The organism is Pyrolobus fumarii 1A, from assembly GCF_000223395.1.
GTDB lineage: Archaea > Thermoproteota > Thermoprotei_A > Sulfolobales > Pyrodictiaceae > Pyrolobus > Pyrolobus fumarii.
Genome location: NC_015931.1, coordinates 1 through 14,147, shown reverse-complemented (window position 1 = coordinate 14,147; position 14,147 = coordinate 1). Strand labels below are relative to the sequence as shown.

Sequence of the window (14,147 nt, the reverse complement as noted above, 5' to 3'; positions counted from 1 at the left end):
TCATTGAGACTAGCCGAGCGGTGCGTCGCGGGCGTCGAGGAGCTTGTATGGAAGAGGGCATACTCCTCGGCATGGAAACTACTCTCAAGGCTACTCGAGAGTAGGCACGACGGTACCGAGCCACGCGTAGAACGTGCAGCGGTATACGTGCACATACCATTCTGTGGCAAGCCGTGTCAATTCTGTTGTTTCGTCAGGTTCCCTGCGTACGAACATAACCTGGTGAGATACTATAAGCTCCTTGGACGTGAGATAAGCGAAGTATCGAGTCGCATGGAGTTGAGGGCTACACACGTCCATGTGGGTGGCGGTACTCCCGCGGTAGAGCCCTACGAGCTAGCCGAGCTTGTCGACAAGATGAGAGAGTGTTTTGGGAGGTTCACTTTGACGATAGAAATCCACCCAGAAAACGTGTTGAACGACGAGAGTCTCGAGGTGTTGAAGTCCATTAAACCCGATCGTGTAAGTCTCGGTGTGCAAAGCTTCCATGATGAGTTGCTCCAGAGGCTAGGAAGATATAGCCACAATGGACGTGAGGCGCTAGAAGCTACCAAAAGGAGCGCTGGTCTAGCCCCGACGGTGAACATTGATCTCGTCTGGGGTATACCTGGGCAAAGCGTGCAAGAGGCGCTTGAGGATCTAAAGCTTGCTCTTGACAGCGGCGTGAACCAGATCACGCTTTATCCGCTGCTGGGCGCAGCGCGAATTAGGCACCCGGAGGCATTCAAAATGTATACTGAGCTTATCAACCTCGCGCGTTCCAAAGGCTGGGTCAACTCGACCCCTTGGACGATAAACGCGACTCCTACAACGATAAACGAGTATATAATCGAGGATGAGGATTACGTGGGTTTCGGGGTCTCTAGCATATCAATGATCCGTGGAGTGATATACGCGAATACGTTTAACGTGAGTAGGTACGAGAAGCTTGTTGAGGCTGGTCGCTGGTCGGCTGTTATGAAGACCCGGATGAAACAGCATGAAAAGATAGGGTATATGATAATGAATGCGTTGGAGGTTAGTGTCTCAGCCGTGGCTAACGTGCTTGAGAGCGTATCGTCAATTCTCAGCATGCCGTTGAGGCTCTCGATGTACCTGGCTGGAGAGGCCCGGAGAGCAGTCTATGCTGCGCTCACGAGGTTCAGGAGGAGTGCATTGACTCGCGGTGTTTAACGCCAACCCTAATAGTGGTGGTTATGGCGCGGGCGCTGGGGGTGTAAGACGTGGGAGGGAAGCACAAGAAGTACGTCTATGTGCTTCGCGAGGATGGGTGGTATGTTAAGGTTAGAGTGCTTGGGCTCGATAAGAAGGAGTTCAAGAAGCATGGTAAGCTTCCGGAGGACCCCTCGAAGTACATACCGGTGGGCCCGAAGGTGAAGAACCCGCCGTCAACCTATGCTATAGTGCCTATCGAGAAGTTGCCCGAAGAGGCTCAGAGGAAGGTAAGGGAGTTTTAGGGGCTCGGGGCGCGGCCTCTAGCCTCACCATTCGGTTGTCCGGCAGAGCCTCCTCACAGCCCCATATTGTTGTACCGTAAGGGTCTCCGCTTATACCCTGGAGCCCGGGTCTAATCACTAGTGGAGCGGGGTCATGACATATAGTATACTTGCGTACGACCCTGCTGCTGGTCAGGCGGGTGTCGCGGTGGTCAGTGGTAGCATTGCTGTGGGTAGTCGTGTGCCGTGGGGTAGGCATGGTGTTGGTGTTGTCGCTACGCAGGGGTATACCAATCCGGCTCTAGGGCCGCTCATACTCGAACTGCTCGCCAAGGGTTATACCGCGTCTGACGCGATAGTCAAGGCTCTTGCGGGTGACACGAGCCCGGCGCACAGGCAACTCGCGGTGGTAGACTATAGGGGCGATGTGGCGGTACATGATGGTGAGTGGACCCCAGCCTGGCACGGTTACAGGATGGCTGCGAGGGAATCAGCCGTAGCGATAGCAAACCTTGTCGTTGGGCCCCGTGTCGTGGAGGCGATGATAGAAGCCTTCGAGTCGACGCGTGGCACGCTAGCTGAGAGGCTCCTCGCGGCAATAGAGGCGGGCCACCGTGCGGGCGGGGATAGGAGAGGTGACCGTTCTGCAGCGCTTCTAGTCGTAGGCGCTACCGAGTACGGACCCCATTACGACAAGATAGTTGACTTGCGTGTAGACTTCCACTCGCACGACCCGGTATCAGAGCTCATAAAGCTTTACGAGTACTACCTGGAGCGTTGAGCGTATGGGTAGTGGAATGGCTGGAAAGTGGAGCGTCGCGCACGTCAAGCTCGAGGATCTTGAGGTTGTAGAGGCGCCAATCTACCGCTCTACCGGAGGCCCCATTCTCAAAACCCTGTTATCCCAGGCGTGCCGCATGGATTGCTTGTATTGTCCGTATCGTGTTGGTGGGCCGCTACGCGAGAGGAGTGTATGGAGCCCAGAGAAGCTGGTTAGAGTTACACTAGAGTTGTGGAGGCGGGGAGAGATACGCGGCTTGTTCCTATCAAGCGGGTTTTATGGTGACCCGGAGGTTGTGGTAGAAGCGCAGCTTGAAGTTGCACGGAGGCTCCGAGAGGCGGGCTTCAAGGGCTACTTGCATCTACGTTTGATGCCGGGGACACCTGGCAGCCTGATAAGAGAGGCGTTGAGGCTGGCTGACCGCGTGGGTGTGAATCTAGAGAGTGTCGGGCCGGCAGAGTTTGCGGAGATAGCGCCTAGCAAGGGCTCCTGGAGTCTCGATCTAATGTCGAAGCTTATGTACGCGGCTAGGGTTGCCGGTAACCCGCGGAGAGTCGATACACAGCTTGTTGTGGGTGCAGCTGGGGAGAGTGACGAGGAGATACTAAAGCTCACGGCTAGTCTCGTCAAGGGCGGTGTAGGGATAGTCCATTACAGCCCGTATACTCCAGTACCAGGTACACCACTAGCTGAGAAGAGACCACCTGTGCCAAAGAGAAGGGCACAGAGGCTCTACGAGGCATTGGCGTTGCTGCGGGACTATGGGATGTCGTTAGGCTCGATCCTGGATATACTGGATGAGCGTGGTATGTTGCCACTCGCTGGGCCGAGCCTTAAGGAGATAGTAGCCCGTGCTCACCCAGAATGGTTCCCAGTAGACCCCCATACAGCTAGCCTGGAGGAGCTCCTGCGAGTGCCCGGCATAGGGCCGCGCACGGCACGCGAGATAATAAGGGCGAGGCGAGAAGGGAGGCTAGACGTCTACGTGCTGCGTAGGATACTAGGGCCGAGGTGGAGACGCGCCGCGCGATACCTGGCGTTCTAGCCTCTCTTACACGCCTCCTCGGGCATCAGCCGCTTTGCTCTGCATGCTATTGCTGTGGAGCTGCATAGGGGGCACTCTAGCCTAGCACTTAGCCTCTCCACCCTGGCACCGATGCCGCGTTTGTGCAGCTCCTCTTCGAGCCGTCTCTCGTCAGGCCATTGGTCCGGGCCGAGGAGAATAAGATGGGGTTTGACCACCTCTACCGGCTTCAGCATGTCGTCTTCATCGCCGAGAATGGCTTGGTGTACGTAGCGTAGGGCTGAGATGACGGATACTCTTTGGCTTTCTGGGACGACAGGTGGTCTACCTCGGAACCTGGCTGCAGTTGAATCCCTGGCTACTACAACATAGACTCTTCCGCGTTTCCAGGCCTCACGGAGAAGATAGACGTGGCCTGGATGGAGTATGTCGAATGTCCCGGCGACGAGCACGCGTGGACGCTCAAGGAGCTTTGAGAGTGGCTCCCAGTCCACCTCTACCACGCCAAGATGCCTAAGCGAGTCTATGAGGCCCTCTGCATACGCTATACACGCGAGAGCTGTGAACACATCGCCCTTCTCGAGGTAGTAGCGGGCATCGGAGGCGTATGCTTCGGCTAGAGCTAGTAACCGAGTGTAAGGCTCTCCTACCTTGCCGCGCAGCTTCTCAAGCGCGAGCTCCACGTTTGTTATATAAGCCTCTACTCTCCTCGCTGCATCCTTCGTGTCCATGGCTGGTTCTCCCGGCTTCCTAGCCGGGCTCCAGGCTAGTAGCCAATTAACGAGCGTAGCCTCGGTCTAGACGCTAGTGGAGAGGTGCCAGTAAATGGCTACGGGGAAACCCGCGGCAAGAGCCATCATGGTGTTTGTGCTGGATACCAGTGCGTTGACAGACCCTAGGCTGAGAGAGGTATTCAGAGTGCAGACGCTCGACGAGGTAGTCAAGCACATTGTGGGGTTGTTGAGGGAAGCGAGGACAAAGCTCGGTATAGAGTTCTACACGACTCCAACGATGTTCTCGGAGATGAAGAGGTTCCTGCTGAGTAACGGTGTGCAGCCAGAAACTATAGAGATGCTCCAGGCGTGGATGCTCGTCAAGGCACCGGATAAACTAAGCGTGAGGATACCAGCGATAGTAATGGCAGAGTACGTGGAGGACATGAGAAGGAGGTTGATGAAGGGGCTTAGAGTGGCTGAAGAAGCTGTATGGAAGGCCGTGAGAGAGGCCGAGAAGGCTAGGGCTGTGGACGAGAAGAGGAAACAAGAGGAGTTCATTGGCCCCATCATACGTAATCTCCGTGAAAAGTATCGTGAGGCTACGAGAAGAGGCATAGTCGACAGCCTAGAGGATTTCGACGTAGTCATTCTAGCCTTGGAGCTGAAGGCAGTGCTCGTGACCAACGACGAGGGTATCAAGAGGTTAGCCGAGACGCTTGGCGTAATAGTGGTTGACCCACTCACCTTCGTAAGAATGCTGCGTAGCTATCTCGAGGTAGGTGTGTCGGGCAGAACTGCAAGCTAAAAAGCAACAATGGGGTATCATTTTACACGGGTATGAAACTTGGCTAGTGAATACAACCTTGATAGGATACTGCGCGGCTACGAGAGCCTCTCGCGCGTAATATGTCGTCCTCCGCGCAGCCAGGGTCACTATATTCCTCGTGTCGGAGCAGTTGAGAGGATAGTTAAGCTCGTGAAACGTGGACTAGTCCTCTTAATCTATGGGCCGCGGGGGGCTGGCAAAACGACACTGCTTCGCTGCCTAGCCCAGGTGTTGCCGAAGCTGGGTGTACGTACGCTCTACGTAGGCCTCCATACCCGCCCGACTCTAGTGATAGGCGAGGCGTCGCATACTGTTCTGCAAAGGCTGGAGAATCTGGGCGATCTGGATGGGCGTGCAAGGGGGACGATGATAGCCAATGTTGCGAGAGAGCTCGGGCCCAACAGCCTTCTGATAATAGATGACTTCGACATAGGGCTTGACGATGAGAGTGTAGGCGACCTTGTACGGGCTGTCTACGAGGCCAGCGTGTTGACACACGAGCGAGCTGGTATCGTACTAGCCACTAGCGAGGCTAGGATAACAGCCAACCTCTACAGGCTACTTGTGGGTAACATCACGCCAGCGCTATTCTGGCATATGAGCAAAGAGGAGCATGACACGCTTGCAAAGTTGTTAGGGTTCAATGGCGATGTAAACATGTTATATCGTTTAACAGGAGGGTCGCCGGATGCGCTAGTATCCCTTGCTGAATGTGGATGGGCGATAGAAGAGTGGTTAGAGCATCGTGTGAAACCCCGTGTCGAAGAGGCGCTACTAGAGCTTAGAGAGCTGGGACTAAAGCTAGACACGGTTGATCCCGACGCCCTGGGATCCAGGCGCGCGACAAGATACATACTGATAAAGTACAACATGTTGACTAGGGTTGCGGGTCTCAGGCTAGCCGATGTGCCTCGTGAAGAGTGGGTAGGTGTCCGTTGGGCTTGGCAGCTGCCGGTCTACCAGATGCTTGCGAGAATGGTTATGGAGGAGAGTGTCTAGGTTAACCTGGGGGGCCGGTGACTGGACGGCGGAGCCCCGAGGGGGTCTAGGGACCCCCGTGGGGACCTGGCCGGATGACCCGGTCCCCGCTGGAGGCCCCCGCTGTATTCCACACGTGGTGCTGAGAAACCAGGAAGTTCACTGCGAAGCCGGTCAGTATGCCCAGGAAGCCGGCGACTAGGTAGTTGACGTGTAGTATCGAAGACAGTGTCATCGAGACAGTGTAGTATGCGGCTAGTCCTCCTAGCGCCGCCTTGTGGTAGCGAAGCCAGTATCGCAGCGCGTTGGGGAAACCGCGTGGTCTCGCTCCGCGGAAGGTAAACGTGTCGTGTAGAATGTAGTTCCATGTAAGCGAGGTCTCGAATGATGCCAGATAAGCGGCCCAGAGGGGGAGTAGCTTGTTCTCAACTAGCGCGGCAAGAGTTGCCAGGTTGACTATGGTTCCCGACGCGCCTACAAGTGCAAACTTAAACACGCGGTACTCGCTAAGGTGTAGAAGGTGTAGCAGGTACTCGAGCATGTGACGGGGCTTTAACTTGCTCTTACCGTGGAGCCTCTCATGGAAAACGTAGGGTACCTCCACAACGCGTCCCGGCTTAGCCTTCACCAGTATCTCGAGGAGAATCTTCCAGCTCCTAGGCTCTAGGCTGACCCCCTCGACTAGAGACTTCCTTACCAACCAGAAGCCGCTCATCGGGTCCCTGACTTTCCTCACCTCGGGCAAGAGCAACCTAGCGATCATGCCAGCTCCGAGTGATACGAGGCGTCGTAGCCAACTCCAACCCTCAACACCCCCGCCTCTCACATACCTAGAGGCTATCACGACATCCGCGTCTTCTTTCAGAGCAGTCTCGAGGAGCTTTGGTATGAGCTCCGGCGGGTGTTGCAAATCCGCATCTATGACCACAACATACTTGCCTCGCGCCTCGCGCAGGCCACGTACGATAGCGCTTCCCAGACCCCTCTCTCCAATCCTCCGCACGACCCTAAGCCACGGGTATCTAGCCGAGGCGAGCTCTTGTGCAAGCTTCCAGGTGCCATCGGGACTATCATCATCTATAATGATTGCCTCGTAACACCCCTCGAGGCTCCTTAGAGCCGCTTCCAGCCTCTCTAGCAGCACGGGTATGTTTTCACGCTCGTTGTACGTCGGGATTACCACCGAAAGGAGCGGCTCGCTACAATCCCGCTTTATAGCGAGACCATGGTCTAGGTTATCACTGGTGACCGCGCTAATGCCAGTACTCTTCGACTGGGGCACTTATAACTCAGCCTCCACGCTCGAGAAGGCTGCGCTACTGGGTATGAAGCTTACCGAGCTGCCCCCCTACGACCTAACCAGGAGGTATTATGGCGACGAGTACTTCCAGGGTTACGCGAGGGAGGCGCGCCAAGCCTTCACGACGATAACGGCTCACGGGCCCTACTACAACGTTGTGGCCAAGAGGCCGGAGACACAAGCCAAGGTGGTTAAGGCCTTCCGCGAGGCCGCTAGGAGAGCCGTACTAGCCGGTGCCGAGATATTCAACATACACCTAGGCTGGAGGATATACTATGACGACCGTGATATCGATGCAGCCGCGGAGGTTGTCAAGGCTATACTCGACGTGTTGCCTAGCAATGTCTACCTCAGCCTTGAGGTGACATACACAAGGCACCAGCTAGGCACTTTTGAAGACATAAGGGCTATCATGGAGAAGGTTGGTGACCCGAGGCTCACCATAAGTAATCAGCTGGAGAACAGCTTCATACTCTTGACTCGCGTCTACGAGACTGGCGATTTCGTAGGCGCGGACAGCATTGTTGACAAGAGCTTCTGGCTCCGTGTCCTCGAGGAGACAGAGAGGCTCTCGAGAGGCTACTTTAGTCTACGCTTCAGCCAGGTGACCGGCGTCTACTTCGGCGGACGGTTGCTCAAGAAGAGGACACCCCTGGGGACCGGCTACCCGAGGCTAGAGCCCCTAGCCGAGGCTCTAGCAGAGTACCTGGTTCGGCTGCAAAGAAGGCGTCCAGGCGAACTAAAGGTGCACATAATCTACACTGGTCCCTGGCAGACGAAGTTCCGTGACGCAATACGCCTATACTCCGAGATAGCAATGAGAGCCTCTGAGCTCCTCTAGGCACATGGTTTTTCGTGCTCCCTTGTCGTGCCTCGGCGACGATGGTATTACCGTGGCTCGTGGCGAGTATAGCCCTGGTAGTGTAGGGTGCCCCCCAGAGCAAAGTGGTTGCCAGACGCGGTGCGAGGCGAGGCAGTGGCCAAGCTGGACAAGCTAGCTGAGTATCTGTACAAGCTTTCCGAGCGCTTCTTTGGTGACGATGCGCCGCGTGTGAAAGAGTATATCTCGAAGAGGGTTAGTGGCGCGCGTGACGTGATAATTCACGCGTCGGAGCGTATCGTTAGCGTAAGGCGGGTGGGAGATAACGCCCACGTGATACTCATGGTGTCGGCGAAGTATGCGGGCAAGGGAGTAAGGCTTCAACCAGTGGCGGTTCGGACGCTTGACGGGCGTGTTAGGCTTCAGCCGCCAGAGGCCGTGGAGACGATATACCACGTTGAGATAGGGCCCTATGCCCTCAAGTGTACGTGCCCCGACGCAATATTCACGGGTGCAAGCGCGGATAGGGTTCTTGCGAGGCTAGGTTTCCCTCCACAAGCCTACAAGTACACTCTATGTAAACATGTACTTGCCGGGATAGCGCTACTATGGGCAATGGGTCTCGTCGATCCAACGAAGCCGCCGATGGACGAGGCGCTTCTCCGGGGCTTGGTCACCGCTTACCTGGCGACACTACCTCCCGGCGCGAAGCCAAGGATCTCGCGAATAGCTCTAGTATACACGAGAGGCGAGACAAGCACACCGCTGACGCTCAACTAGTCCGCAGGGTAGTGACAGTAGCTGTGCTGACCCTCCGTGGATGCGGTGGATGCGAAGTCCAGTTGGCTAAGGCGTTGTTAAGGTGCCGACGGTGCCTGGAACTCTTCGAGATTGTATACTGGCCTATGCTGGTTGAAGAGACGAGGCTCCCAACGGGGGTTGATGTAGTACTTGTGACGGGCTTTGCAGGTAGTATAGAGGATGTAGAGCGGCTCAGAAAGATAATGCATGGCGTGAAGCTTCTAGTGAGTGTGGGTTGCTGTGCGTTAAACGGTGGAGTGTTTGCAGTTCGAGGCCTGAGGGTTGTGCCGCCAGCCGTCTTGCAGCCTAAGGGTACCCCGCTCGTGAGGGTACCTGGATGCCCTCCTCAACTAGAGATGCTCGAAACGATATTATCGAGAGTGGCGGTGCAGCTAGGCAGGGATGTGGAGACCGAGGGGGGTATGAGCTCTCGGCGATGATAGGCTGCTTTTAGGCCGAACCACTGTGTATAGCAAGGATATCCCGTCTTGAGGAGTTTCGACTGGATAGTTGCAGAGAGGCTAGCTAGGCTACGCTCTGAGAGCTCTGGGCTACACGTCTATTACGACCTCGAGGGTAACGTGCCATACTTCAAGTATAGTTATGCTGCGCGGAATGCATCGAAGCTCGTCGACCTGTGTAGCCAGTCGAGACTGTGGTGCGACCCGCGTCCAGCCGTCGAGCAAGACTACAAGATCCTAGAGGATGCACTGAAGTACACATTCGGCGACGAGGTATTTGCAAAGCGCGTTGCAGATATTGCGCGGAGAGGGTTAAGCCTCATCAACACGGATAGTGACGGCGTCCTGGATCAGATGTGGGAGTGGTTCGTCAATGGTGTAAGGCTAGCGATAGTATACTACGACTATTTCCGTGGCTCGTTTATCGCGATACCAGGGCCTGGGCTAGCGCTCCTTATGGAGCGTGAAGGTCTGGGTGGGCGTGCGATCCGCGAGAGTCCTGTCCACGCGAAGCCGCGTGGTATAGATGAGAGCGGAGTATATCTTGTTGAGGATAATGGTCGGGTTGTTGGCGTTGCTGTTGGTGTTGCTGGCTCCAGCGTGGCGCGTATAGTAGAAACGTGGGATGTTGTGCCCGACGAGAGGCTGGTGCTGCGCGGGGGCTCTATCCTCGATGCGTACAAGGCAAACCTAGGCCACATTGAGATGCTCATCGAGAAGGTTAGGCGTGTTGTTGAGTGGCTTGAGGGGCGGTTAGGCAAGAGGGGCGTCCTAGGCCTATCGGGCGGCAAGGATAGTCTGCTAGCGTTGCATCTGCTTGTAGAGGCCGGGTCAAACGCTCAAGCCTTCTATAGCCATATTGAGCACGGAGATCCTCCGCACATACCAAGTCTCGTGGAGAGGACTGCGTCGCGCCTAGGTGTGAAGGTCGTTATACACGAGAATGAGTGGGAGTATGTAAAGAGGATGACAGACGCCTTCGGAATGCCGGTGAGGGGTTACAGATGGTGTACCCAGGTCTTCAAGATAGCTCCTCTCATGTCTTACCTCCGCCGCTTAGGTCGTGACTCTATAGTCAGCTACACGGGCTCGCGAAGCTATGAGACGCTGCGTAGGGGGCTTAAACCAGCAACCTATGTTGACGTTGAGCATGGCGTGTTGGTGCACGCAGTGCCTTACAAGTGGCCGAGATTCCTCGAAATGTTGGCTCTCCGCTACTACTTCAGGGCCGAGGTGCCGCCAGACTACGACCAGGGGTTCGAGAGAATTAGCTGTGTCATGTGCCCTAACAAGAGTGTTTATGAGCTTAGGCTCGCCGAGCGACTCTACCCTGACGACTTCGTGGCGTGGAGGCCTTACATAGAGGACGCGTCTAGGCGGATATCGCCATTCGGCTGGAGGAGAGTTGCCGAACTTCACGCGTGGAGGCTGGCTCTGCAGCCACGCGACTTGCGCGATATAGCTAGGCTAGCGGGTGTCGAGATAATCCCAAGGCTGCCCGGTCCTCGTAGACCACCGCGTCGCGCCGATAGAAATGATATCGAGAGAGCTGCTAGGGTTGCATCGAAGATACTGGGGGCCAAGAGAGTGGAGGAGAGGGTGTTCACTCTCGGTGGATGCAAGGCCATCATAGAAGATGAGCATGGTGTGTGGCTGGAGAAGGGCCACTTTGGTAGTTGTGCACTCCTCCTCAAGACGCTGTACGCTGCAACCTATTGCGTTGAGTGTAAGGTGTGTGTAAACAAGTGTCCGGTGGACGCTATTCGACTCCCCCTAGACGTGGATGAGAAGTGTAAGGCGCCAGAGTGCAAGATATGCGTTGAGACGTGTCCGTTAGCGTGGGGCGCTGTAGACCTGGGCATTGCCAACCTTGTCCTGGGCTACCGGAGGGCGCTTGCGAGGCTACGTGCCGAGAGGGAGCGGAAGGGCGAGGAGTACGTGAGTAAGGCTAAGCGGGCTGAGGAGGAAGTCTATCGCACCAAGGAGATGCGGGATGCCACGGAGAGAGGTAACCGAGGCGGCGAGGAGGCTCGCTGAACTCCTCGAACGTGGGGAGCCGGAAAGTGTGGTTAGAAACGTCAATGTAAGTATAGAACGTCGGGAGGCGTGCGAGATGCTAGAGCGGATTAAGCCGCTAGTCGACAACTATGCGGCGATAGAGGAGGGTAGCTTCACACCAAGTTACAGCTATCGTGCATTGCGCCCGGTGGCGCTCCTCCTGGAGAAACTGTGTAGAGGTGCCAGTCTAGACGACGAGGTGGTCGCTCTAGCGCTTGGCGTGCTTGGCCTCCTCGAGAAGGGTAGGGTGGAGAGAGCCGCCGTAATAGCATCGGTGTTGGAGTCTAGACTAGGAGGTGGCTAAGCCCTACCCCTCACAATATCAACGAAGTATCTGTGTATCCTTGTGTCGCCGCTCAGCTCTGGGTGGAAGGTTGTCGCGAGCATGCCACCCTGCCTCACTATAACCGGGACCTCCGGCGGCGCATCCGGCACTATGAGCGGCACTCTCTCTGTACTCAGGGTTGCTAGCACCTCTACGCCGGGCCCAACCTCCACTATGGCGGGTGCGCGGATGAAGACGGCGCGGAATGGCTTGTCGCCCCACGGTACCTCAATATCTATCTCGAAGCTCTCCCTCTGTCTACCATAGGCATTACGGACGAGAGTCACATCCAGGACACTCAGAGTCTCCACCCTAGCAGCGCCAACCTTAGCATCGACAACCCTCTTCGCTAGGAGAATCGCGCCAGCACACGTACCCATAACGGGCGTGCCAGACTCCACGGTGTCGCGCAGAGCATCCCACAAGCCAACCTTCTTCGCGAGTCGTTGTATGGTTGTAGACTCGCCACCCGGCAGCACAACACCGTCAACGCCTTGCAGGTCGCCAGGCTTCTTCACAACCACTACTTCGCCGCTTATGCCCTCCTCGGCGAAAACCCTCCTAAACATATAGACGTGCTCGTATACGCCACCCTGGAGCCCAACAACGCCTATCTTCACGCCACATCCGCCCGGAGGGGTAGCACGCAACCCCACCGATTATTAAAGCGGGGAGCGGCGCAACCACCTCACAATCAACCTTGCTACGCGGTGCGCGTTCTGGATGACAAGCGGGACTCTAGAATACACCTGGAGGCTGCACGCCAACGCCTCCAGGTTGTGCAGTCCCCACGCAGTAACCCAGAGTGGGCCGTATCGGCACTCCACCCTAACAGCGCGCGACCAGTGCAACTGTATAACCTCGAAACGCTCGTCGAGCAACCTTATCTTCTCCAACGCCCTCCTTACAGCATCCATATCGAGAGGGTAGAGGTACACATGGAGAACGGGGATACCCGTGGAAAGGTAAACGCGATGCCCATCTATGAAGTTAAAGCCACAGCATGTCACCGAATCAACCACGACTAAGTCTGGCCCGACCTCCCTAACCATCTCCACAAGCTTCTCGGTAGCCTCCTTCCCATCGACACTCACGATTCTCGCGGCAACACCCGATGGGATGAAATTGGTGTGAAGCACGCCTACGAGAACAGTGTGACCATCACCCCTCCGGAAAGGCCCGTCATCCACACCGAGTATCCTCACTCTGCCCCCAGTAAGATGCGAACCAGAGGGTCTTCGCTTAGAGCATCTCTCACAGCCTTTGGGTCAGCCGAGAGCGTTATCATCCTAGTCTTGCCGTACCTCCCGCGGCTCACAACTCTAGCCGATATCACCCCAAGCATGTCAAGCTCCGCGATTATATCCGATACTCTCCTCTGCGTGACCCTCTCTATGCCAAGTTTAGACGCTAGATTAGAGTAGGTATCGTAGAGCTCTCCCGTCGTGGTGTACCTCTTACCCTCGGCTGTCAACTCGAGCACAGCGAGCAGTACTAGCTTGGCGTGCAGGGGTAGCGTCGAGACAACCTCCCTCACACGATCCCTCTCTATCTCGACCCACGCGCGCTTCACATGCTCCACTGTCACCTTGTCTGCACCCTCCCTCTCTGCAAGCTCGCCAGCCACGCGAAGCAGGTCTAGGGCCCTGCGAGCGTCGCCATGCTCTCTTGCGGCGAGCGCCGCACAGAACGGTATGACGTCGGGCTCTAGCACGCCGGGGTTGAAGGCGAGTTCAGCCCTCTCCCGCAGGATATCCTCAAGCTGCTTAGCGTTGTAGGGCGGGAAGACTATCTCCTCCTCCCCGAGGCTACTACGAACTCTCGCATCAAGCATCTCGACAAGTTTCACATCGTTCGTGACACCTATGATGCTGACCTTCGCGGCGTCCAGACCAAGCTCGTAGCCGATACGCGTCAGTTTGTACAGCAGGTCGTCGCCCTTCCTCTTTACAAGCCAGTCTATCTCGTCAAGTACGACTACTATCACGTGGCCACGGAGCTTCTTGAGCCTCCTAACGAGCCTCGTGTATACCTCGGCTGTAGAGAGGCCCGTAAATGGTACACGCACGTCGAGAGTAGAGGCTATCTCGGCTAGAACCTTGTACGGCGTGTCACGCTGCCTGCAGTTGACATATATGTAAGAGACGGGGGCTCCAAGCTCCTTGGCCTTAGCCTCTAGCCTCCTCAGCACGTATAGCGTGACGGCAGTCTTGCCCGTGCCGGTCAAGCCGTAGATGAACACGTTGCTGGGCCTCTCGCCCTTCAGCGCCTGCGCAACGATACTGCCGAGCGCGCGTATCTCCCGCTCACGGTGGGGCAGCTTGTCGGGTATATAGTCGGGTGAGAGCACAGAGCGATTCCGGAATATCCTAGCCTTCACTACTCTCTCGAAAACCTCGTCCAAGACGTCCACTGGAACCACTACCCCCACAACCACTCATAGGCAAAAGGCTATAGGGGGAGTGGCGGCCGTAACACCGTGCATGGAAAGAGCGGGTCTAGAGGTGGGCCGGTAGCTCAGCCTGGAAGAGCGCTCGGTTCGCACCCGAGAGGTCCCGGGTTCAAATCCCGGCCGGTCCACCACCCCCTTCTAGACGCGTTACGTGCATGGGGTGAGCTAT

16 protein-coding genes and 1 tRNA gene are annotated in these 14,147 nt (G+C 56.3%); 12 read left to right on the top strand and 5 right to left on the bottom strand.

Features of this window, described 5'->3' with window-relative positions; translation table 11 throughout:
- Positions 1-3: 3 nt before the first annotated feature.
- The 4 genes from PYRFU_RS00085 to PYRFU_RS00070 all read left to right on the top strand — a co-directional run bounded on the left by PYRFU_RS00085 (position 4) and on the right by PYRFU_RS00070 (position 3,262).
- Positions 4-1,173 carry a radical SAM protein gene (locus tag PYRFU_RS00085; RefSeq protein WP_014025565.1) on the top strand — a complete coding sequence of 390 codons (1,170 nt, stop codon included), beginning with the start codon at positions 4-6 and terminating at the stop codon, positions 1,171-1,173.
- A 50-nt stretch (positions 1,174-1,223) separates the two neighbouring features.
- Positions 1,224-1,457 carry a DUF5622 domain-containing protein gene (locus PYRFU_RS00080; protein ID WP_014025564.1) on the top strand — a complete coding sequence of 78 codons (234 nt, stop codon included), beginning with the start codon at positions 1,224-1,226 and terminating at the stop codon, positions 1,455-1,457.
- Positions 1,458-1,590: 133 nt separating this feature from the next.
- The gene (locus PYRFU_RS00075; RefSeq protein ID WP_014025563.1) at positions 1,591-2,217 is read left to right on the top strand and encodes a DUF1028 domain-containing protein; all 627 of its coding nucleotides are present in this window, start codon (positions 1,591-1,593) and stop codon (positions 2,215-2,217) included.
- Positions 2,218-2,233: 16 nt separating this feature from the next.
- Positions 2,234-3,262 (top strand): radical SAM protein, encoded by a 1,029-nt coding sequence (locus PYRFU_RS00070; protein WP_244403854.1) that lies wholly within the window; start codon positions 2,234-2,236, stop codon positions 3,260-3,262.
- Here the strand turns inward: PYRFU_RS00070 and PYRFU_RS00065 are convergent.
- A complete protein-coding gene (locus PYRFU_RS00065) occupies positions 3,259-3,972 on the bottom strand; it encodes a DUF357 domain-containing protein (RefSeq protein ID WP_014025561.1) in 714 nt (237 codons plus the stop codon). The genes PYRFU_RS00070 and PYRFU_RS00065 overlap by 4 nt on opposite strands.
- A 94-nt stretch (positions 3,973-4,066) precedes the next feature.
- On the opposite strand from PYRFU_RS00065, the gene PYRFU_RS00060 reads away from it, so the two are divergent.
- Positions 4,067-4,762: an RNA ligase partner protein gene (locus tag PYRFU_RS00060; RefSeq protein ID WP_014025560.1), complete on the top strand. Its 696-nt coding sequence runs from the start codon at positions 4,067-4,069 to the stop codon at positions 4,760-4,762.
- A 39-nt stretch (positions 4,763-4,801) separates the two neighbouring features.
- Complete coding sequence (locus PYRFU_RS00055) at positions 4,802-5,782, top strand: ATP-binding protein (RefSeq protein WP_014025559.1); 981 nt, start codon at positions 4,802-4,804, stop codon at positions 5,780-5,782.
- Between the two features lie 46 nt (positions 5,783-5,828).
- On the opposite strand, the gene PYRFU_RS00050 is transcribed toward PYRFU_RS00055, so the two are convergent.
- Positions 5,829-7,043, bottom strand: a complete 1,215-nt coding sequence (locus PYRFU_RS00050) for a glycosyltransferase (RefSeq protein WP_052296896.1) — start codon at positions 7,041-7,043, stop codon at positions 5,829-5,831.
- On the opposite strand from PYRFU_RS00050, the gene PYRFU_RS00045 reads away from it, so the two are divergent.
- The 5 genes from PYRFU_RS00045 (at position 7,006) to PYRFU_RS00025 (ending at position 11,505) form a co-directional block, all read left to right on the top strand.
- A complete protein-coding gene (locus tag PYRFU_RS00045; RefSeq protein ID WP_014025557.1) occupies positions 7,006-7,902 on the top strand; it encodes a TIM barrel protein in 897 nt (298 codons plus the stop codon). The genes PYRFU_RS00050 and PYRFU_RS00045 overlap by 38 nt on opposite strands.
- Positions 7,903-7,989: 87 nt before the next feature.
- The gene (locus tag PYRFU_RS10295; protein WP_048191197.1) at positions 7,990-8,661 is read left to right on the top strand and encodes a hypothetical protein; all 672 of its coding nucleotides are present in this window, start codon (positions 7,990-7,992) and stop codon (positions 8,659-8,661) included.
- A gap of 11 nt (positions 8,662-8,672) precedes the next feature.
- Entirely contained in the window at positions 8,673-9,122 is a 450-nt protein-coding gene (locus PYRFU_RS10100) for an NADH-quinone oxidoreductase subunit B family protein (protein WP_167827762.1), read from the top strand.
- A gap of 48 nt (positions 9,123-9,170) precedes the next feature.
- Entirely contained in the window at positions 9,171-11,180 is a 2,010-nt protein-coding gene (locus PYRFU_RS00030) for a phosphoadenosine phosphosulfate reductase domain-containing protein (RefSeq protein WP_014025554.1), read from the top strand.
- Positions 11,137-11,505, top strand: a complete 369-nt coding sequence (locus PYRFU_RS00025) for a hypothetical protein (protein WP_014025553.1) — start codon at positions 11,137-11,139, stop codon at positions 11,503-11,505. The genes PYRFU_RS00030 and PYRFU_RS00025 overlap by 44 nt, the downstream gene beginning before the upstream one ends.
- Here the strand turns inward: PYRFU_RS00025 and pdxT are convergent.
- Genes pdxT through PYRFU_RS00010 form a run of 3 tightly spaced genes read right to left on the bottom strand, consistent with a single transcriptional unit; the run spans position 11,502 to position 13,939 of the window.
- A complete protein-coding gene (gene pdxT / locus PYRFU_RS00020; protein WP_014025552.1) occupies positions 11,502-12,146 on the bottom strand; it encodes a pyridoxal 5'-phosphate synthase glutaminase subunit PdxT in 645 nt (214 codons plus the stop codon). The genes PYRFU_RS00025 and pdxT overlap by 4 nt on opposite strands.
- Before the next feature lie 42 nt (positions 12,147-12,188).
- Complete coding sequence (locus PYRFU_RS00015) at positions 12,189-12,731, bottom strand: endonuclease dU (RefSeq protein ID WP_014025551.1); 543 nt, start codon at positions 12,729-12,731, stop codon at positions 12,189-12,191.
- Positions 12,728-13,939, bottom strand: coding sequence for an ORC1-type DNA replication protein (locus PYRFU_RS00010; RefSeq protein ID WP_014025550.1), 1,212 nt, complete (start codon positions 13,937-13,939; stop codon positions 12,728-12,730). The genes PYRFU_RS00015 and PYRFU_RS00010 overlap by 4 nt, the downstream gene beginning before the upstream one ends.
- Positions 13,940-14,032: 93 nt before the next feature.
- On the opposite strand from PYRFU_RS00010, the gene PYRFU_RS00005 reads away from it, so the two are divergent.
- Positions 14,033-14,109, top strand: a tRNA-Ala gene (locus tag PYRFU_RS00005).
- Positions 14,110-14,147 lie beyond the last annotated feature (38 nt).

Bases quoted from the DNA above. Each gene is read 5' to 3' on its own strand.
- PYRFU_RS00075 (WP_014025563.1), top strand. From the start codon at position 1,591: ATGACATATAGTATACTTGCGTACGACCCTGCTGCTGGTCAGGCGGGT.
- PYRFU_RS00070 (WP_244403854.1), top strand. From the start codon at position 2,234: ATGGCTGGAAAGTGGAGCGTCGCGCACGTCAAGCTCGAGGATCTTGAG.
- PYRFU_RS00065 (WP_014025561.1), bottom strand. From the start codon at position 3,972: ATGGACACGAAGGATGCAGCGAGGAGAGTAGAGGCTTATATAACAAAC.
- PYRFU_RS00060 (WP_014025560.1), top strand. From the start codon at position 4,067: ATGGCTACGGGGAAACCCGCGGCAAGAGCCATCATGGTGTTTGTGCTG.
- PYRFU_RS00025 (WP_014025553.1), top strand. From the start codon at position 11,137: ATGCCACGGAGAGAGGTAACCGAGGCGGCGAGGAGGCTCGCTGAACTC.